Origin of the sequence: Streptomyces sp. CA-179760, assembly GCF_050937045.1 — a bacterium.
Taxonomy (GTDB): Bacteria; Actinomycetota; Actinomycetes; order Streptomycetales; family Streptomycetaceae; genus Streptomyces.
The window spans coordinates 8,284,417-8,303,270 of record NZ_JBNJLZ010000001.1; the positions used below are offsets into that span (position 1 = coordinate 8,284,417).

Consider the following 18,854-nt stretch of genomic DNA (forward strand, 5'->3'; position numbering starts at 1 on the left):
CCAACCGCTTGGTATGCCCTCCGGAGCCGCACATCCCATGGCAGAAAAGGTGGGAAATTCGTCATTGCGGCCGCACTCCGGGCCCGCGAAGAATCAAGGGCATGGCCCAGCGCACCGTTCTCGCCGTCCTCTTCGACGGCGTGCAGAGTCTCGACGTCACGGGGCCCGTGGAGGTCTTCGCGGGCGCGGAGCTGCTCTCCCCGGGGACATACCGGATCCGCACGGCCTCCCCGGACGGCGCGCCCGTGCGGACCACCAGCGGCCTGACCGTCGTGCCCGACGGGTCCCTGGACGACGCGGCCGACCCGCACACCCTGCTCGTCCCCGGCGGTCCGGGTTCCCTGGACCCCGACCCGCGCCTGGTCGGGTGGGTGCGCGAGCACGGGCCGCGTGCCGTGCGCCTGGTCTCCGTGTGCACCGGCGCTGCGGTGCTCGCCGCGGCCGGGCTCCTGGACGGCCGCCGCGCCACGACGCACTGGGCGTACTGCGACCGGCTGGCCCGCGACCACCCGGCCGTCGAGATCGACCCCGACCCCGTCTACGTACGCGACGGGCACATCGCCACCTCGGCCGGTGTCACCGCCGGTATCGACCTCGCCCTGGCCCTGGTCGAGGAGGACCTGGGCCGGGACATCGCCCTGGCCATCGCCCGCCACCTGGTGGTCTTCCTGCGCCGTCCCGGGAACCAGGCCCAGTTCAGCGCCCAGCTGGAAGCGCAGACCGCGCACCGCGAGCCCCTCCGGGACGTCCAGCGGTTCATCACCGAAAGCCCGGATGCCGACCTCTGCGTGGAGGCGCTCGCCGCCCGCGCCCGACTGTCACCCCGCCACTTCGCCCGCGCCTTCCGGGCCGAGACCGGTATGACGCCCGGGCGGTACGTGGACCGCGTCCGGCTCGAACACGCCCGCCGTCTCCTGGAGGACACCACCGACGGCATCGAGGAGATCTCCCGCACCAGCGGCTACGGCACCCCCGAGGCCATGCGCCGGGCCTTCGTCAAAGCCCTCGGGACGCCCCCGGCCGAGTACCGCCGCCGCTTCCGCCCCGCGGCGACCACGCCCTGAGCTCCTCACCCGACCAGAAGGGACCACCCCATGCAGATCGCCATCGTGCTCTACGACCGCTTCACCGCCCTCGACGCCGTCGGCCCCTACGAAACCCTCGGCCGCCTCCCGGACGCCGAGACGGTCTTCGTCGCCGAGCGGACCGGCCCCGTACGGAACGACACGGGGAACCTCGCCGTGGTCGCCGACCGGGCCCTGGCCGACGTGCCGAACCCGGACATCGTCGTCGTGCCCGGTGGCCCGGGTCAGGAGGCGCTGATGGCGCACGAGCCGCTCCTGGACTGGCTGCGCGCGGCCGACACCGGCAGCACCTGGACGACGTCCGTGTGCACCGGCTCGCTGCTGCTGGCCGCCGCCGGACTCCTCCGGGGCCGCCGCGCGACCTCCCACTGGCTGACCCTTGAGGAGCTGAAGCGCTTCGGCGCCGAGCCCACGGGGGAGCGGGTCGTCACCGACGGCAAGTACGTCACCGCGGCCGGCGTCTCCTCCGGCATCGACATGGGACTGACCCTGCTCGGCCGGATCGCGGGCGACGAACACGCCCAGCTGGTCCAGCTCGTCACCGAGTACGATCCGCAGCCTCCCTACGACGCCGGATCGCCCGAGAAGGCCCCCGCGCACCTCGTCGAACTGCTCCGGTCGCACGCCGACGTCATCCTGACGTAGACACACTCCAGCCGAATCGCGGCTGCCTGCGCTCAAGGAACGCGGCGACGCCCTCCGCGGTGTCGCCGCTCGAGCGTGCCTGCCCGGCCCAGTGCGCGTCGCGGTCCGTGCCGCCGTTCGCGAACTCCTTCGCCGCCGCCTGCGTCAGCTGCGAACGGGACACCAGGATCCGGGTGAACTCGGCGACCCGCTTGCCGAGTTCACCCTCGGGCAGTACCTCGTCGGCCAGACCGGCGCGCAGTGCCCGCTCCGTGTCGATCAGCTCACCGGAGAACAGCAGGTACTTGGCGGTGGCCGGACCCACCAGGGACACCAGCCGCCGGGTCGAGGACGCCGGGTACACGATGCCGAGCTTCGCGGGGGTCACGCCGAACAGTGCCCCCTCCTCGGCGAACCGCAGGTCACAGGCCGCCGCCAGCTGTGCCCCGCCGCCCACACAGTGCCCGCGCACCGCGGCCAGCGTCGGCTTCGGAAACGCGGCGAGCGCCTCCTCGGCCCGCACGGCGAGACCCGGTGCCTCCTCCGGCGAGGCCTGGAGCGTCGAGATGTCGGCCCCGGCGCAGAACGTCCCGCCCTCGCCGGTGAGCACCAGCGCCCGGACGGCCGGATCGCCGGCCAGCCCCTCCAACAGCGGCGGCAGCGAGCGCCACATCGCGGCCGTCATGGCGTTGCGCTTCCGAGGATGACGGATGACGACGGTGGCGACCGAGTCGGTCACGCTGTTCAGCAGCTGCGGCTCCATGCGCCGGATGCTATCCCCAAGGCAAACCCGTACAACCCGAATAGTTCGCCGAGACGGCACAACAGGGACAGGACCAGTCCCACAACTGACCGTGTCATACGCCAACGGTCAGAAGTGCTCGATACTTGCTGACTTCTGTTCAGCCCCGGGGTGCGGAGCGCATCGTTGCCAACACTCGAGACGTGGCGACAATCGAGCGCGAGGGTGGCGACCGGACGATGGACGACGAGGGGCGTGGGTCCGGCCCACGTCCACAGGGCGGCGCGGTGCCCCGGGGCCCGCGGATCCGCTGCCGTACGAGGGGGTCTGGCGGTTCACCGCGCCGGCGGTCGACGCCTCGGTCCCGCAGGCGCGGCACGCCGTACGGGACCTGCTGCTGCGTCAGGGTGTGCCGGTCTCGGACGACCTGGCCCAGGGGCTGCTGCTGATCGTCTCGGAGCTGGTGACGAACGCCGTGAAGCACGCGGCGGTGCTGTCGCCGACTGTCGCCGTCGAACTGGCCGTCGGGGCGGAGTGGCTGCGCGTGGCCGTGGAGGACAACCACCCGTACCGGCCCACCGCGCTGGAGGCCGACCACGGCCGGACCGGCGGCCGCGGACTGCTCCTGGTGCGCGAGGTCACCCGGGAGGCGGGCGGCATGTGTGACGTCGAATACACCGCGAGCGGCGGCAAGGTGATCTGGGCCGCCCTGCCGCTCAAGCCCGCACGCTTCCCCTGAGGCCTGTCCGGTCCTGCCGTCAGGGGCCTCGTCACAGCGTCCTCGTCACCAGCCGGCCGACTCTCCCGTCAGCTCCCTGACCGCCGGCCGGGCCGCGTCCAGGACGGTCATGAACCAGGACGAGAACGTGTCCTTGGCATGCCGCTCCGCCAGCTCGGGCGGGGTCACGAACGCAGTCGACGCCACCTCCTCCGGATCCGGCCGCAGTACGGCCTGCACCATGCCGACGAAGAGGTGGTTGTACTCCTGCTCCACAAGACCGGACTCCGGGTCCGGGTGGTTGTAGCGGACCGTGCCCGCCTCGGCAAGCAGGGACGGGGAGGCGCCGAGTTCCTCGAAGGTCCGGCGCGCCGCCGCCGCGAAGGGCGCCTCGCCGGGGTAGGGGTGGCCGCAGCAGGTGTTGGACCACACACCGGGGGAGTGGTACTTGCCCAGAGCGCGCTGCTGGAGCAGCAGCCGGCCGTACTCGTCGAAGAGGAACACGGAGAACGCGCGGTGCAGCTGTCCGGGTGGCTGGTGGGCGGCGAGCTTCTCCGCGGTGCCGATCGTCACGCCGTCCTCGTCGACCAGTTCCAGCAAAATCGCGTCTGCGGTGCCGTTCGACGGGTTGTGCGTCGCGGTGGCAGGTGTGATCGGCATACCCATCCTTCACATCGGTCTTCGCGCCCCAAGTCTGCCGTACGAATCCGGCACTCCCGGCACTTCGCGGCGTGCCCGCATGTCCCCGCGCGACAGCGCGGAGCGCGGACGGCGCCGCTCGACGCCGGAAGAGGGACCCAGGAGCAGATCGTGCCCGGCGCGATGGGCCGAAAATCGTCCTTGCCGGTGCGGGGAGGGGCAGGGCGTGGGGCGTGCGCCGTAGCGCTGCGTCCCCCGGCGCACTCACAGCGGAATGCGCCCCACCAGCCCCGGACGCCTCATCAGCCACCGCTCGTCAGCCCTGGCTCAGCGGCCACGGCTCAGCGGCCACCGTGTCAGTGGCAGAGGTGCGGCTCGTGCTCCGCGTGCCCGGTCGGCTCCAACTGGAAGGTGCAGTGCTCCACGTCGAAGTGGTCACCGAGGCAGCCCTGCAGCTCGTGGAGCATCTTCTCGTGGCCTATCGAGCTCAGCGCCTCCGAGCTGACGACCACATGCGCCGAGAGCACCGGCATGCCCGAGGTGATCGTCCAGGCATGCAGGTCGTGGACGTCCTCCACTCCGTCGGTCGCCAGGATGTGGGCCCGTACCTCCGCCATGTCGACACCCTTGGGCGCCGCCTCCAGCAGGACGTCGAGCGTCTCGCGCAGCAGCTTCCAGGTACGTGGCGCGATCATCAGGGCGATGACGAGCGAGGCGATCGGGTCGGCGGCCTGCCAGCCGGTGAGCATGATCACCGTGGCCGAGACGATCACCGTGACGGAGCCCAGCGCGTCCGCCGCCACCTCCAGGAACGCGCCCCGCACGTTCAGGCTCTCCTTCTGGCCGCGCATCAGCAGAGCCAGCGACACCATGTTCGCGACCAGGCCGATCACACCGAACACGACGGTGAGCCCGCCCTCGGTGTCCGCCGGTGTGATGAAGCGCTGGACCGACTCGTACACGACGTACCCGCCGACCCCGAGCAGCAGCAGGCAGTTGGCCAGGGCGGCGAGGATCTCGGCGCGCGCGTAGCCGAACGTGGCCCGGTCGCTGGGCGGGCGGCTCGCGAAGTGGATCGCGAGCAGCGCCATGCCCAGGCCCAGCGCGTCCGTCGCCATGTGCGCCGAGTCCGCGACGAGCGCGAGCGAGTCCGCGAGAAGCCCGCCGACGATCTGGACCACCACGATGCCGAGCGTGATCGCCAGCGCGATCCGCAGTCTGCCGCGGTACGCCGAGGTCGCCGTACCTCCGGCCGGTGCCCCGTGCGTGTGCCCGTGATCGTGCCCAGCCCCCATGAAAGCCGCCTCCTGTGTCTGCCCGATGTCTGTCCGCTCGTGCCCGGGCACCCCAGTGAACTACGGGTAGGGGGTATGTGCAACGCGGCACTGAACACCGTTGTCATGTGCCCTGACCTGCGGAAACGATGCGCAGGTCAGGGCGTTCTCAACGGGTCAGGAGCCGTGGTGGAGCAGCCAGCCGCGCCACGCCGACTCGGCCATCTCGCGTACCCCGCGCCGCGCGGTCCAGCCGAGTTCCCCGGCCGCCCGGGCGGCCGAGGCCACCGCCCGCGGGGCGTCCCCGGGGCGGCGCTCCTCGACGAGCGGCGGCCGCCGGTCGCCGGTGACCTCGCCGATGACCGTGATGAGTTCGCGCACCGAGACACCCTCGCCGCGGCCGATGTTGACCGTCAGATCGCCCGTGACGTCCCCGCCGGCGAGCCGCCGGGCCGCCGCGAGATGCGCCTCGGCCAGGTCGGCGACGTGAATGTAGTCACGGACACAGGTGCCGTCCGGGGTCGGGTAGTCGTCGCCGAAGATCCTCGGCGCCTCGTCGCGCGTCAGCCGGTCGAAGACCATCGGGATGATGTTGAAGACCCCCGTGTCGGCCAGCTCCGGCGTGGCGGCGCCCGCCACGTTGAAATAGCGCAGACATACGGTGGAGATCCCGTGCGCCCGGCCCGCCGCCCGCACCATCCACTCACCCGCGAGTTTGGTCTCGCCGTAGGGGTTCACCGGCGCGCAGGGCGTGTCCTCCGTGATGAGGTCCACACCCGGGTCGCCGTACACGGCCGCCGACGAGGAGAACACGAAGCGCTCGACACCGGCCCCGGCGGCCGCGTCCAGCAGAGTCGCCAGGCCCCCGACGTTCTCCCGGTAGTACCGCGTCGGCTGCGCGACGGACTCGGCGACCTGCTTGCGCGCCGCGAGATGCACCACACCCGTCACACCGTGCTCGGCGAACACCCGTTTCAGCAGCTCACCGTCGAGCGACGACCCCTCCACGAGCGGGACGTCGTCGGGGAGCCGCGCGGGCACCCCGGCCGAGAGGTCGTCCAGCGCGAGGACGCCCTCCCCGGCCTCGGTCATGGCCCGCGCCACATGTGCTCCGATGTAGCCGGCACCGCCTGTGATCAGCCAAGTCATGGTCGCCCACCCTATGTCGCTCCCGACCGGGCCCCGCGCAATGTCCCCGATGTCCGGTCTGGGGGGCACGGTTTGTGGGGCGGGCCCCGGATCCACGATGATGATCGCGGCAAAGGCTTGTGCGAACCACGTTGATCGATCCGCCCAACGGGCGGTGAACGTGGCCTTCCCGGTATCCGATAGCCTCTGCCGACATGCCGCCCGGGAGCCACCGGAGCGGGCGCCCCCACCCAGCACAGCACTGGCGCGGACGCGTCGGTACCAGGGAGTGAATTCGGTTGTCGACCGCCATCCTCACCGGTCAGCCGGTCCCCGGATCGTCGATCGAGGCCGATCTGCGGTCCCTCGGTTTCGACGTGCGGAGCGCGGCCGACACCGCCGAGGCGGAGACCCTGCTCGCCGCGGTACCGGGCGAGGAGCGGGTCGCCCTGGTCGACGCCCGGTTCGTGGGGCATGTGCACGCGCTGCGGCTCGGCCTCACCGACCCCCGCTTCCCGCTCGCCGCGATCCCCGGCGCCGTCACCGCCCAGCCCGCCGGCCGCCAGGCCCTCACCCGGGCGATGGCCCGCGAGAACTCGGGGGGCGGCGGCACCACCCTGGTCGACAGCCTCGCCGACCGCATCCTCACCGCCCTGGACAGCGACGGCGCCGAGGTGCACCGCCCCGAGATGGGCAGCCTCGTCGCCACCGTCCCCGCCGACCCGCAGGCCCGCAACGAGGCACGACAGGCCCTGACTGCCGTCGACGGCGAGGCCGTACGCCTGAAGTCGGCCGTGAAGTCCCGCGACGGCTTCTTCACCACCTACTGCGTCAGCCCGTACTCCCGCTACATCGCCCGCTGGTGCGCCCGCCGTGGCCTGACCCCGAACCAGGTCACCACCGCCTCGCTCGTCACCGCACTCATAGCGGCGGCCTGCGCGGCCACCGGCACCCGCGGCGGCTTCGTGGCGGCCGGCGTCCTGCTGATCGCGTCCTTCGTCCTGGACTGCGTCGACGGCCAGATCGCCCGCTACTCCCTCCAGTACTCCACGCTCGGCGCGTGGCTCGACGCCACCTTCGACCGGGCCAAGGAGTACGCCTACTACGCCGGTCTCGCCCTCGGAGCCGCCCGCGGCGGAGACGACGTCTGGGCCCTCGCGCTGGGCGCCATGGTCCTGCAGACCTGCCGGCACGTCGTGGACTTCTCCTTCAACGAGGCCAACCACGACGCCACCGCCAACACCAGCCCCACCGCCGCCCTCTCGGGCAAGCTCGACAGTGTCGGCTGGACGGTCTGGGTGCGGCGGATGATCGTCCTGCCCATCGGCGAGCGCTGGGCGATGATCGCGGTCCTCACGGCGGCCACGACTCCTCGCATCACCTTCTACGCGCTGCTCATCGGCTGCGCCTTCGCGGCGACCTACACCACGGCGGGGCGGGTGCTGCGCTCCCTGACCCGCAAGGCCCGCCGGACCGACCGGGCCGCGCAGGCGCTGGCCGACCTCGCGGACAGCGGGCCGCTCGCCCAGGGCCTCACCAAGGCGCTCAAGAAGCCGGCCCGCGGGCTGCCGGGCTTCACGGCCCCCGTGATCGCCTTCCTCGGCGGCCTCGCCGTCGTCCTCACGGCCGCCCTGACCGGCTTCGGCGGACCCTGGCCGATCGTCGCCGCCGTCGCCTACGCCCTGACCTCGGGCCTCGCCGTCGCCCGCCCCCTCAAGGGCGCCCTCGACTGGCTCGTCCCGCCGCTCTTCCGCGCCGCGGAATACGGCACGGTCCTCGTCCTCGCGGCCAGGGCGGACGTGAACGGAGCCCTTCCCGCGGCTTTCGGGCTGGTGGCCGCGGTCGCCTACCATCACTACGACACGGTGTACCGCATCCGCGGCAACGCCGGAGCGTCCCCGGCCTGGCTGGTGCGTTCCATCGGGGGCACGAGGGACGGACGCTGCTCGTCACCGTCCTCGCCGCGCTGCTCACCGCCTCGCAGTTCACGGTCGCGCTCACGGCTCTTGCCGTGGCCGTGGCCCTGGTGGTGCTCCTGGAGAGCATCCGCTTCTGGGTGTCCGCAGGGGCGCCCGCCGTACACGATGAAGGAGAACCCGCATGATCGGCCTCGTGCTGGCGGCCGGCGCCGGACGGCGTCTGCGCCCCTACACCGACAGCCTTCCCAAGGCTCTGGTGCCGGTGGGTCCTGCGGGCATAGAGGGCGAACCCACGGTTCTCGACCTGACCCTCGCCAACTTCGCCGAGGTCGGCCTCACCGAGGTCGGCATCATCGTCGGCTACCGCAAGGAGGCCGTGTACGCGCGCAAGGAGGCGCTGGAGCAGAAGTACGGCGTCAAGCTCACCCTCATCGACAACGACAAGGCCGAGGAGTGGAACAACGCCTACTCCCTGTGGTGCGGGCGTGACGCCCTCAAGGACGGGGTGATCCTCGCCAACGGCGACACCGTCCACCCGGTCTCCGTCGAGAAGACGCTGCTCGCCGCCCGCGGCGACGGCAAGAAGATCATCCTCGCCCTGGACACGGTCAAGGACCTGGCCGACGAGGAGATGAAGGTCGTCGTCGACCCCGCGAAGGGCATGACGAAGATCACCAAGCTGATGGACCCCGCCGAGGCGACCGGCGAGTACATCGGTGTCACCCTCATCGAGGGCGAAGCGGCCTCCGAGCTGGCCGACGCGCTCAAGACCGTGTGGGAGACCGACCCGCAGCAGTTCTACGAGCACGGCTACCAGGAGCTCGTGAACCGCGGCTTCCGTATCGACGTGGCGCCGATCGGCGACGTCAAGTGGGTGGAGATCGACAATCACGACGATCTCGCCCGTGGACGGGAGATCGCGTGCCAGTACTGACCCGGCTCATTCCCTCCCCGCTCGTCGTGGACATCCGCCCGGGTGCCCTCGACGACCTGGCGTGCGTCCTTGCCGACGAGCGCATCTCGCACTCCGGCCGCCTCGCCGTCGCGGTCAGCGGCGGCTCCGGCGCCAAGCTGCGCGAGCGGATCTCGCCCGGCATGCCCGGCGCCACCTGGTACGAGGTCGGCGGCGGCACCCTCGACGACGCGGTCCGGCTGGCGAGCGACATAAAGGCCGGCCACTACGACGCGGTCGTGGGGCTCGGCGGTGGCAAGATCATCGACTGCGCCAAGTTCGCCGCGGCGCGCGTCGGCCTGCCGCTGGTCGCCGTGCCGACGAACCTCGCGCACGACGGCCTGTGCTCGCCGGTCGCCACCCTCGACAACGACGCGGGCCGCGGCTCGTACGGCGTGCCGAACCCGATCGCGGTCGTCATCGACCTGGACGTCATCCGTGAGGCCCCGGTCCGTTTCGTCCGCGCCGGCATCGGTGACGCCGTCTCCAACATCTCGGCGATCGCCGACTGGGAGCTGGCCAACCGCGTCAAGGGCGAGCGGATCGACGGTCTCGCCGCGGCCATGGCCCGCCAGGCCGGCGAGGCCGTGCTCCGGCACCCGGGCGGCATCGGCGACAACGACTTCCTCCAGGTGCTCGCCGAGGCGCTGGTCCTCAGCGGCATCGCCATGTCGGTGTCGGGCGACTCGCGGCCGTCCTCCGGGGCGTGCCACGAGATCAACCACGCCTTCGACCTGCTCTACCCGAAGCGGGCCGCCGCCCACGGCGAGCAGTGCGGACTGGGCGCGGCCTTCGCCATGTGGCTGCGCGGAGCCCACGAAGAGTCGGCCTACATGGCCGAGGTGCTGCGCCGGCACGGGCTGCCCGTGCTGCCGGACGAGATCGGCTTCACGACGGACGAGTTCGTCAGGGCCGTCGAATTCGCCCCGGAGACCCGGCCCGGCCGCTACACCATCCTCGAACACCTCGACCTGAACACCGAACAGATCAAGGACATCTACGCCGACTATGTCAAGGCCATCGGTAGCTGAACTCCGCCCCGTCGTTCACCCCGCGGGGGTGAAGGACCGGCGCAGCGGTGAGCACTGGATGGGACGCCTCTACATGCGTGAGGTGTCCCTGCGGGTCGACCGTTACCTGGTCAACACCAGGGTCACGCCCAACCAGCTCACCTACCTGATGACCGTGTTCGGTGTGCTCGCGGCCCCGGCCCTGCTGGTGCCGGGGATCGCGGGCGCGGTGCTCGGTGTCGTCATGGTCCAGATGTATCTCCTGCTGGACTGCGTCGACGGCGAGATCGCGCGCTGGAAGAAGCAGTACTCGCTCAACGGCGTCTACCTCGACCGGGTGGGCGCCTACCTCACCGACGCCGCGGTGCTCGTCGGCTTCGGCATGCGCGCCGCCGACCTGTGGGGCAGCGGCCGGATCGACTGGCTGTGGGCCTTCCTCGGCACCCTGGCCGCGCTCGGCGCCATCCTCATCAAGTCCGAGACCGACCTCGTCGCCGTCGCCCGGCACCAGTCCGGCAAGCCGCCGGTCAAGGAAGCCGCCTCCGAGATGCGCTCCTCCGGCATGGCGCTGGCCCGCAAGGCCGCCGCCGCGCTCCAGTTCCACCGGCTGATCCTCGGCATCGAGGCGTCCCTGGTGATCCTGGTGCTGGCGTTCGTCGACCAGGCCCGCGGCGACCTCTTCTTCTCGCGACTCGGCGTGGCGGTCATGGCCGGCATCGCGCTGGTGCAGACCCTGCTGCACCTCGTGTCGATCCTCGCCTCGAGCAGGCTGAAGTGAGCGGCATGAGGGTCGGCGCCGTCATCATCACCATGGGCAACCGCCCCGAGGAGCTGCGTGCCCTCCTCGACTCCGTCGCCAAGCAGGACGGCGACCCGGTCGAGGTGGTCGTCGTCGGCAACGGCTCGCCCGTCCCCGACGTCCCCGAGGGCGTCCGCACGATCGAACTGCCCGAGAACCTCGGCATCCCCGGCGGCCGCAACGTGGGCGTCGAGGCCTTCGGCCCCGCCGGCCGGGACGTCGACATCCTGCTGTTCCTCGACGACGACGGTCTCCTCGCGGGCCACGACACCGCCGAGCTGTGCCGGAAGGCCTTCGAGGCCGATCCGAAGCTCGGCATCGTGAGTTTCCGCATAGCCGACCCGGAGACCGGCGTCACCCAGCGCCGCCACGTGCCCCGGCTGCGCGCCGCCGACCCGATGCGCTCCTCGCGCGTCACCACGTTCCTCGGCGGCGCCAACGCCGTCCGCACCCGGGTCTTCGCCGACGTCGGCGGACTCCCGGACGAGTTCTTCTACGCCCACGAGGAAACCGACCTGGCATGGCGGGCCCTCGACGCGGGCTGGATGATCGACTACCGGTCCGACATGGTGCTCTACCACCCGACGACCGCTCCGTCGCGGCACGCGATCTACCACCGCATGGTCGCCCGCAACCGCGTCTGGCTGGCCCGCAGGAACCTCCCCGCACCGCTCGTCCCGGTCTACCTCGGCGTGTGGCTGCTGCTCACCCTGCTGCGCCGCCCGTCCCGCCCCGCCCTGCGGGCCTGGTTCGGCGGATTCCGCGAAGGCTGGTCGACCCCGTGCGGACCCCGCCGGCCCATGAAGTGGCGTACGGTGTGGCGGCTGACCCGACTGGGCCGGCCCCCCGTCATCTGACAAGCTCGTATCCGGGTATCCGGGAGCACCCGGGCCGTACCCTGGCCCCCGGCTCATGCAGGCCCGCACAGGCCACGCATCTCGAAGACGAAAGTTTCCACTAGTGAGTGAGACAACGCACGATGCCCCGGTCGCGGTGAGCGCGTCCGAGGCGCCCGACGAGGGACTCACGGCGAGGGAGCTCGCCGCCAGGCACGGGCTGAGCGTCAGCGGCGCCCGGCCGTCCCTCATCGAGTACGTCCGTCAGCTCTGGGACCGGCGGCACTTCATCCTCGCCTTCTCCCGCGCGAAGCTGACCGCCCAGTACAGCCAGGCCAAGCTCGGCCAGCTGTGGCAGGTGGCCACACCGCTGCTGAACGCGGCCGTGTACTTCTTCATCTTCGGCATGCTCCTGGAAGCCGACCGGGGCATGACCCGCGAGGTGTACATCCCGTTCCTGGTCACGGGCGTGTTCGTGTTCACCTTCACGCAGAGCTCGGTGATGGCGGGCGTGCGCGCGATCTCCGGCAATCTCGGCCTGGTCCGCGCCCTGCACTTCCCACGGGCCTCCCTGCCGATCTCCTTCGCGCTGCAGCAGCTCCAGCAGCTGCTGTTCTCGATGATCGTGCTGTTCGCCATCACGATCGGCTTCGGCCACTACCCCGACCTGTCCTGGCTGCTGATCGTGCCGGTGCTCGTCCTGCAGTTCTGCTTCAACACCGGCCTCGCGCTGATCATGGCCCGGGCGGGCGCCAAGACCCCGGACCTCGCGCAGCTGATGCCGTTCGTGATGCGGACGTGGATGTACGCGTCCGGGGTGATGTTCTCCATCCCGATCTTCCTCGAGTCCAAGCCGGCCTGGATCTCGAACGTGCTGCAGTGGAACCCGGCCGCGATCTACATGGACCTGATGCGCTTCTCGCTCATCGACGACTACAGCTCCAAGTACCTGCCCGACCATGTGTGGGCGGCCGCGGGCGGCTGGGCCGTCCTGATCGCCGTCGGCGGCTTCGTGTACTTCTGGAAGGCGGAGGAGAGGTACGGCCGTGGCTGAGCGGAAGCAGGAAGCGCGGATCCCCACCGTTGTCGCGGACGACCTGCACATCGTCTACCGCGTCAACGGCGCCAAGTCCGGAAAGGGCAGCGCCACCGCGGCGCTCAGCCGCATCCTCAAGCGCGGCGAGGAGCGGGGCGTGCGCAAGGTGCACGCCGTGCGCGGTGTCTCCTTCGTCGCCTACCGCGGCGAGGCCATCGGCCTGATCGGCTCCAACGGCTCCGGCAAGTCGACCCTGCTGCGTGCCATCGCCGGCCTGCTGCCCGCCGAGCAGGGCAAGGTCTACACCGACGGCCAGCCCTCGCTGCTCGGCGTCAACGCGGCCCTGATGAACGACCTCACCGGCGAGCGGAACGTCATATTGGGCGGGCTGGCCATGGGCATGTCCCGCGAGGAGATCAAGGACCGCTACCAGCAGATCGTCGACTTCTCCGGCATCAACGAGAAGGGCGACTTCATCACCCTGCCGATGCGCACCTACTCCTCCGGCATGGCGGCCCGGCTCCGCTTCTCCATCGCAGCGGCCAAGGACCACGACGTCCTGATGATCGACGAGGCCCTGGCCACCGGCGACCGCAAGTTCCAGAAGCGCTCCGAGGACCGCATCCGGGAGCTGCGCAAGGAAGCCGGCACGGTGTTTCTGGTCAGCCACAACAACAAGTCGATCCGCGACACCTGCGACCGCGTCCTGTGGCTGGAGCGCGGTGAGCTGCGGATGGACGGCCCGACCGACGAGGTCCTCAAGGAGTACGAGAAGTTCACGGGCAAGTAGCCCGGATCGGCCAGGGCCCCGCCGCAACTGTTCCGGTGGGGCCCCGCGTCTGCAAAAGAAACGTCAACTCCGGTCCCTCTCAGGAAGCTTGGGGCCAATCCGTGTGTTGTCGTGATGCGCGGGACACCCTGGCGGACCGTGACACGTTGTACAACGTAAGCTGTACAGGTCCCGAAACACGGCAATCAGGGTGATAATGCGCGACACCGCCCGTCGGGCAGTCGTGCGGACGGCTGGGCGGCGTGTCCGAAATAGTGTGTATTGGGTCGGCAGTGTAGAACGGGAGATGTGACGGCGATGGCTACGGATACTCCCCAGCTCCACGCAGCACGTGCCGTCCCCGCACCGGGCAGCCGGCGGTGACGGGAACCGGCACGGCGCGCCCCCTCGACCCGGAGCGCGGCACCCTCGACAAGGCCGCGGGCGAGAACTTCCCCGTGGCTCCCTTCTTCCTGCCCCGGGCCTGGCGCACCGACCTCATGGCCGTCTACGGCTTCGCCCGCCTGGTCGACGACATCGGCGACGGCGACCTGGCCCCCGGCGGTGCCGACGCCCGGCTGCTCGGCGTGTCTCCCCGGGAGGCCGAGGACCGGCTGGTCCTGCTGGACGCCTTCGAGGCCGACCTGCGCAGGGTCTTCGACTCGACCCCGCGTCATCCCCTGCTGCGCCGCCTCCAGCCGACCGTGCGCCGCTGCTCGCTGACGCCGGAGCCGTTCCTCGGCCTGATCGCCGCCAACCGCCAGGACCAGCTGGTCAGCCGGTACGAGACCTACGACGATCTCCTCGCCTACTGCGAGCTCTCGGCCAACCCCGTCGGCCGTCTCGTCCTCTCCGTCACCGGCACCTCGACGCCCGAGCGGATCCGCCGCTCCGACATGATCTGCACGGCCCTGCAGCTCGTCGAACACCTCCAGGACGTGGCCGAGGACCTCGGCCGTGACCGTATCTACCTGCCCGCCGCCGACCTGAAGCGTTTTCACGTCCAGGAGGCGGACCTCGCCACGAAATCCGCCGGAGCGTCGGTCCGTGCGCTGATTGCGTACGAAGCGCGAAGGGCCCGGGATCTCCTGAATGAAGGCGCCCCCCTGGTGGGTAGCGTCCACGGCAGGTTGAAGCTGCTGCTCGCGGGGTTCGTGGCGGGGGGAAGGGCGGCCGTCCACGCGATCGCCGCCGCCGAGTACGACGTACTTCCCGGCCCGCCCAAGCCCGGCAAGGTCCGGCTGCTGCGTGAGGTGGGCGTGACTCTGCGAGGAGAGGGGTGATCCGGACCGTGGAGCCGGAACCACACGCGTCCCCACCGGTACTCGCCGCCTACAGCTACTGCGAGGCCGTCACCGGGCGGCAGGCCCGTAACTTCGCCTACGGCATCCGGCTGCTGCCGACGCCTCAGCGCCGTGCGATGTCGGCCCTGTACGCGTTCTCGCGGCGGGTCGACGACATCGGCGACGGCGCGCTCGCCCACGACGTCAAGGTCGCGCGGATGGAGGAGACCCGGGCGCTGCTCACCCGGATCCGGGAGGGCGAGATCGACGAGGACGACATCGACCCCGTCGCCGTCGCGCTCACGCACGCCGCCGGGGCCTTCCCGATCCCGCTGGGCGGCCTGGACGAGCTCATCGACGGTGTCCTCATGGACGTCCGCGGCGAAACCTATGAGACCTGGGACGACCTGAAGGTCTACTGCCGCTGTGTCGCGGGCGCCATCGGGCGTCTCTCGCTCGGTGTGTTCGGCACCGAGCCGGGGGCGCGTGGCGTCGACCGCGCGCCTGAGTATGCGGACACGCTCGGTCTCGCGCTACAGCTCACCAACATCCTGCGGGACGTCCGTGAGGACGCCGTGGGAGGCCGCACTTACCTGCCCGCCGACGACCTCGCCAAGTTCGGCTGCTCGGCCGGCTTCAGCGGGCTGCGGCCCCCGGAGGGCTCCGACTTCGCGGGCCTCGTGCACTTCGAAGTGCGACGGGCCCGCGCTCTCTTCGCCGAGGGCTACCGGCTGCTCCCCATGCTCGACCGCCGCAGCGGCGCCTGCGTCGCCGCCATGGCCGGCATCTACCGCCGCCTCCTCGACCGCATCGAACGCGACCCGGAGGCCGTGCTCCGCGGCCGCGTCTCCCTCCCCGGCCGGGAGAAGGCATACGTCGCCGTACGCGGTTTGTCCGGCCTGGACGCCCGGCACGCGACGCGACGAGCCGTCAGGAGGCGTGCGTGACGGGCGAACAGGGCCAAGAGGGGAGGGAGACCACCAACGGCGAGGCGCACGCCTGCCCTGCGGCGTCGGCGGGGGCCCCCGCGCGCGCTCGGCGCACCTGCCGGGAGGCTCGTTACGGGCCGGACACCCTCTGCGTTGTCACGGCGTGTGCCCCGGATGCCTGCCGGGAGGCCCGCTGCGGGCCGGACAGCATCGGCGTCACGGCGTGTGCCACGCGCGCCTGCCGGGAGACCCACGACGGGTCGGACTTCGGCGTCACGGCGCGCGGCCCGCGTGTCTGCCGGGAGGTCCGGCCGGGGGCTTCTCCGCGCCGCCGCAGGGGCTGTGCCGCGGTCGTCGGCGCCGGGCAGGGCGCGCACGCCGGTGGGGCCGCGGCAGCAGGGTGCGACTACGACGCCCTTGTCCGCCCCGCCGTCGGAGACAAGCGGCGCGCAACCCTCCGTCGCGTCGCGGCGTCCCAGACGGAGACGGCCGGTCCCGCACCGTTCCCGGCGCACGGCCGCAGCGCAGGGGAGGGCGCGCGATGACCCATGGCACGCGGTCCCAGGGGCCGGTCGCGGACGGGCGGCACACCGTCGTGGTGGGCGGCGGGCTCGCCGGTGTCACCACCGCGCTCGCGCTCGCCGACGCCGGAGTGCGTGTCACGCTGCTGGAGGGCAGGCCGAGACTCGGCGGACTGGCCTTCTCCTTCCAGCGCGGCGATCTGACCATCGACAACGGACAGCACGTGTACCTGCGCTGCTGCACCGCCTACCGCTGGTTCCTCGACCGCATCGAGGGCGCGGCGCTGGCTCCGCTGCAGGACCGGCTCGACGTACCCGTCCTGGACGTCGCGCGGCCCGAGGGACGCCGGCTCGGCAGGCTCCGGCGCGACGCGCTGCCGGTGCCCCTGCATCTGGGGCGCAGCCTCGCCACCTACCCGCACCTGTCTCTCTCCGACCGCGCCAAGGTGGGCCGGGCCGCGCTCGCGCTCAAGGGACTCGACCTCGCCGACCCGGCGCTGGACGCGCAGGACTTCGGCAGCTGGCTGGCCGCTCACGGACAGTCGGCACGCGCCGTCGAGGCACTGTGGGACCTGGTCGGGGTCGCCACCCTCAACGCGGTCGCGGGCGACGCCTCCCTGGGACTCGCCGCGATGGTGTTCAAGACCGGTCTGCTGTCCGACCCGGGCGCGGCCGACATCGGCTGGGCGCACGTCCCGCTCGGCGAGCTGCACGACCGGCTGGCCCGCAAGGCCCTCGACTCCGCGGGCGTACGCACCGAACTCCGCACCCGCGTCACCTCCGTCTCCGGGAGCGCGCACGGCGGATGGAGCGTCCAGGTCCCCGGCGAGACGCTTCAGGCCGACGCGGTGGTGTTCGCCGTACCGCAGCGCGAGGCCCACGACCTGCTGCCCGAGGGCGCCCTGGACGCCCCCGAGAGGCTGCTGGAGATCGGCACCGCGCCGATCCTCAACGTCCATGTGGTGTACGACCGCAAAGTGCTCGCCCGGCCGTTCTTCACCGCCCTCGGCTCCCCGGTGCAGTGGGTCTTCGACCGCACCGAGGCGTCCGGGCTGCGCGCGGGGCAGTACCTCGCCCTGTCCCAGTCCGCGGCCCAGGACGAGATCGACGAGCCCGTGGCCGTGCTGCGCGAGCGGTACCTGCCCGAGCTGGAGCGGCTGCTGCCCCGGACCCGCGGCGCCGAGGTGAGGGACTTCTTCGTCACCCGGGAGCGCACCGCGACCTTCGCTCCCACCCCCGGCGTCGGGCGCCTCAGGCCCGGCGCCCGCACCAAGGCATCCGGCCTCTACCTGGCCGGAGCGTGGACCGCCACCGGGTGGCCCGCGACCATGGAGAGTGCGGTCCGCAGTGGAGTCAGCGCGGCGGACGCCGTGCTGGGCGCCCTGGGCCGGCCCCGCCCACGCCACCTCTTCGAGTTCGAGGAGGCGGCGTGATGCTCGATCAGCACCACACGGCAGGCGGCCCCCGCACCTCCGGTACCGCAACAAGAGGAGAGACTGTGCCCACTGTGCCCCCGGCCTCGAAGGCCGCTCGAGAGACCGCGGTGGACGTGACCGCGCTCCTGGAGCGCGGCCGGACCCTGGCCACGCCGGTACTGCGGGCGGCCATCGACCGCCTGGCACCTCCCATGGACACTGTTGCCGCCTACCACTTCGGATGGATCGACGCCCAGGGCAGGCCCACGGCGGGGGACGGCGGCAAGGCCGTGCGCCCCGCCCTCGCTGTGCTGTCCGCCGAGGTCATGTCCGCCGCCCCCGAGACCGGCATCCCCGGCGCCGTCGCCGTGGAACTCGTCCACAACTTCTCCCTCCTCCACGACGACCTGATGGACGGCGACGAACAGCGCCGTCACCGAGACACGGTCTGGAAGGTGCACGGCCCCGCCCAGGCCATCCTGGTCGGCGACGCCCTGTTCGCCCTCGCCAACGAGGTGCTCCTCGAACTCGGCACCGTCGAGGCCGGTCGCGCCACCCGCCGACTGACCACCGCCACCCGCGCCCTGATCGACGGTCAGGCCCAGGACATCTCCTACGAGCACCGCGACCGCGTCACCGTCGAGGAGTGCCTGGAGATGGAGGGCAACAAGACCGGTGCCCTGCTCGCCTGCGCCAGCTCCATCGGCGCGGTGCTCGGCGGCGCCGACGACCGCACCGCCGACACGCTGGAGAAGTACGGCTACCACCTGGGCCTCGCCTTCCAGGCTGTCGACGACCTCCTCGGCATCTGGGGCGACCCGGTCTCCACCGGCAAGCAGACCTGGAGCGACCTGCGCCAGCGCAAGAAGTCGCTGCCGGTCGTGGCCGCCCTCGCGGCGGGCGGCTCCGCCTCCGAGCGGCTCGGCGAGATCCTCGCCGCCGACGCCAAGAGCAGCGACTTCGAGAACTTCTCCGAGGAGGAGTTCGCCGCCCGCGCAGCCCTCATCGAGGAGGCGGGCGGCCGCCAGTGGACCGCCGACGAGGCACGCCGTCAGCACACCATCGCGATCGAAGCCCTCGACGCCGTCGACATGCCCGACCGGGTGCGGGACCAGTTCGCGGCGCTCGCCGACTTCGTCGTCGTACGAAAGAGATGATCACTATCGGTCGAATAG

Annotated in this window: 16 protein-coding genes and 3 pseudogenes; 15 read left to right on the forward strand and 4 right to left on the reverse strand. The window is 71.5% G+C overall.

Features of this window, described 5'->3' with window-relative positions:
* The first annotated feature begins 101 nt into the window (after window positions 1–101).
* Window positions 102–1,064 carry a GlxA family transcriptional regulator gene (locus ACQEV8_RS37465; protein ID WP_432969785.1) on the forward strand — a complete coding sequence of 321 codons (963 nt, stop codon included), beginning with the start codon at window positions 102–104 and terminating at the stop codon, window positions 1,062–1,064.
* A 30-nt stretch (window positions 1,065–1,094) separates the two neighbouring features.
* Window positions 1,095–1,730, forward strand: coding sequence for a DJ-1/PfpI family protein (locus ACQEV8_RS37470; protein ID WP_432969788.1), 636 nt, complete (start codon window positions 1,095–1,097; stop codon window positions 1,728–1,730).
* Here the strand turns inward: ACQEV8_RS37470 and ACQEV8_RS37475 are convergent.
* Window positions 1,717–2,472, reverse strand: a complete 756-nt coding sequence (locus tag ACQEV8_RS37475; RefSeq protein ID WP_432969791.1) for an enoyl-CoA hydratase/isomerase family protein — start codon at window positions 2,470–2,472, stop codon at window positions 1,717–1,719. The two genes, ACQEV8_RS37470 and ACQEV8_RS37475, sit on opposite strands and share 14 nt — an antisense overlap.
* Before the next feature lie 218 nt (window positions 2,473–2,690).
* Between ACQEV8_RS37475 and ACQEV8_RS37480 the strand changes: the two are divergent.
* Window positions 2,691–3,190: pseudogene (locus ACQEV8_RS37480) on the forward strand (ATP-binding protein).
* Window positions 3,191–3,235: 45 nt separating this feature from the next.
* Here ACQEV8_RS37480 and idi read toward each other — a convergent pair.
* The 3 genes from idi to galE form a co-directional block, all read right to left on the reverse strand.
* Window positions 3,236–3,829 (reverse strand): isopentenyl-diphosphate Delta-isomerase, encoded by a 594-nt coding sequence (idi, locus tag ACQEV8_RS37485; protein ID WP_215117303.1) that lies wholly within the window; start codon window positions 3,827–3,829, stop codon window positions 3,236–3,238.
* Between the two features lie 335 nt (window positions 3,830–4,164).
* The gene (locus ACQEV8_RS37490) at window positions 4,165–5,103 is read right to left on the reverse strand and encodes a cation diffusion facilitator family transporter (RefSeq protein WP_432969794.1); all 939 of its coding nucleotides are present in this window, start codon (window positions 5,101–5,103) and stop codon (window positions 4,165–4,167) included.
* 156 nt (window positions 5,104–5,259) lie between these two features.
* Window positions 5,260–6,231 carry a UDP-glucose 4-epimerase GalE gene (galE, locus tag ACQEV8_RS37495; protein ID WP_432969797.1) on the reverse strand — a complete coding sequence of 324 codons (972 nt, stop codon included), beginning with the start codon at window positions 6,229–6,231 and terminating at the stop codon, window positions 5,260–5,262.
* Between the two features lie 278 nt (window positions 6,232–6,509).
* Between galE and ACQEV8_RS37500 the strand changes: the two are divergent.
* The 12 genes and pseudogenes from ACQEV8_RS37500 (at window position 6,510) to ACQEV8_RS37555 (ending at window position 18,836) form a co-directional block, all read left to right on the forward strand.
* Window positions 6,510–8,314, forward strand: a pseudogene (locus ACQEV8_RS37500) (DUF5941 domain-containing protein).
* Window positions 8,311–9,063, forward strand: coding sequence for a sugar phosphate nucleotidyltransferase (locus ACQEV8_RS37505; protein ID WP_432969800.1), 753 nt, complete (start codon window positions 8,311–8,313; stop codon window positions 9,061–9,063). Before ACQEV8_RS37500 ends, ACQEV8_RS37505 begins: the two are co-directional and overlap by 4 nt.
* Window positions 9,051–10,112, forward strand: coding sequence for an iron-containing alcohol dehydrogenase family protein (locus tag ACQEV8_RS37510; RefSeq protein ID WP_432969803.1), 1,062 nt, complete (start codon window positions 9,051–9,053; stop codon window positions 10,110–10,112). The genes ACQEV8_RS37505 and ACQEV8_RS37510 overlap by 13 nt, the downstream gene beginning before the upstream one ends.
* Window positions 10,090–10,869, forward strand: coding sequence for a CDP-alcohol phosphatidyltransferase family protein (locus ACQEV8_RS37515; RefSeq protein ID WP_432969807.1), 780 nt, complete (start codon window positions 10,090–10,092; stop codon window positions 10,867–10,869). The genes ACQEV8_RS37510 and ACQEV8_RS37515 overlap by 23 nt, the downstream gene beginning before the upstream one ends.
* Window positions 10,870–10,874: 5 nt before the next feature.
* Entirely contained in the window at window positions 10,875–11,747 is an 873-nt protein-coding gene (locus ACQEV8_RS37520) for a glycosyltransferase family 2 protein (RefSeq protein WP_432969810.1), read from the forward strand.
* 103 nt (window positions 11,748–11,850) lie between these two features.
* Window positions 11,851–12,780: an ABC transporter permease gene (locus ACQEV8_RS37525; protein ID WP_432969814.1), complete on the forward strand. Its 930-nt coding sequence runs from the start codon at window positions 11,851–11,853 to the stop codon at window positions 12,778–12,780.
* Entirely contained in the window at window positions 12,773–13,552 is a 780-nt protein-coding gene (locus ACQEV8_RS37530; RefSeq protein WP_432969817.1) for an ABC transporter ATP-binding protein, read from the forward strand. Before ACQEV8_RS37525 ends, ACQEV8_RS37530 begins: the two co-directional genes overlap by 8 nt.
* A gap of 359 nt (window positions 13,553–13,911) precedes the next feature.
* Window positions 13,912–14,814 carry a squalene synthase HpnC gene (hpnC, locus tag ACQEV8_RS37535; protein ID WP_432969820.1) on the forward strand — a complete coding sequence of 301 codons (903 nt, stop codon included), beginning with the start codon at window positions 13,912–13,914 and terminating at the stop codon, window positions 14,812–14,814.
* The gene (hpnD, locus tag ACQEV8_RS37540; RefSeq protein WP_432969823.1) at window positions 14,811–15,761 is read left to right on the forward strand and encodes a presqualene diphosphate synthase HpnD; all 951 of its coding nucleotides are present in this window, start codon (window positions 14,811–14,813) and stop codon (window positions 15,759–15,761) included. Before hpnC ends, hpnD begins: the two co-directional genes overlap by 4 nt.
* Complete coding sequence (locus ACQEV8_RS37545) at window positions 15,758–16,288, forward strand: DUF6380 family protein (RefSeq protein WP_432969826.1); 531 nt, start codon at window positions 15,758–15,760, stop codon at window positions 16,286–16,288. Before hpnD ends, ACQEV8_RS37545 begins: the two co-directional genes overlap by 4 nt.
* Window positions 16,243–17,697, forward strand: a pseudogene (hpnE, locus tag ACQEV8_RS37550) (hydroxysqualene dehydroxylase HpnE); the annotation flags it as partial. The gene ACQEV8_RS37545 and the pseudogene hpnE, both read left to right, overlap by 46 nt.
* 74 nt (window positions 17,698–17,771) lie before the next feature.
* Window positions 17,772–18,836, forward strand: coding sequence for a polyprenyl synthetase family protein (locus tag ACQEV8_RS37555; RefSeq protein ID WP_432973282.1), 1,065 nt, complete (start codon window positions 17,772–17,774; stop codon window positions 18,834–18,836).
* The last annotated feature ends 18 nt before the right edge of the window (window positions 18,837–18,854 follow it).

What these genes read in the sequence shown, in the direction of transcription:
- ACQEV8_RS37465 (WP_432969785.1), top strand. Translation starts at nt 102, where the DNA reads ATGGCCCAGCGCACCGTTCTCGCCGTCCTCTTCGACGGCGTGCAGAGT.
- ACQEV8_RS37470 (WP_432969788.1), top strand. Translation starts at nt 1,095, where the DNA reads ATGCAGATCGCCATCGTGCTCTACGACCGCTTCACCGCCCTCGACGCC.
- ACQEV8_RS37475 (WP_432969791.1), bottom strand. Translation starts at nt 2,472, where the DNA reads ATGGAGCCGCAGCTGCTGAACAGCGTGACCGACTCGGTCGCCACCGTC.
- idi (WP_215117303.1), bottom strand. Translation starts at nt 3,829, where the DNA reads ATGCCGATCACACCTGCCACCGCGACGCACAACCCGTCGAACGGCACC.
- ACQEV8_RS37490 (WP_432969794.1), bottom strand. Translation starts at nt 5,103, where the DNA reads ATGGGGGCTGGGCACGATCACGGGCACACGCACGGGGCACCGGCCGGA.
- galE (WP_432969797.1), bottom strand. Translation starts at nt 6,231, where the DNA reads ATGACTTGGCTGATCACAGGCGGTGCCGGCTACATCGGAGCACATGTG.
- ACQEV8_RS37505 (WP_432969800.1), top strand. Translation starts at nt 8,311, where the DNA reads ATGATCGGCCTCGTGCTGGCGGCCGGCGCCGGACGGCGTCTGCGCCCC.
- ACQEV8_RS37515 (WP_432969807.1), top strand. Translation starts at nt 10,090, where the DNA reads ATGTCAAGGCCATCGGTAGCTGAACTCCGCCCCGTCGTTCACCCCGCG.
- ACQEV8_RS37520 (WP_432969810.1), top strand. Translation starts at nt 10,875, where the DNA reads ATGAGGGTCGGCGCCGTCATCATCACCATGGGCAACCGCCCCGAGGAG.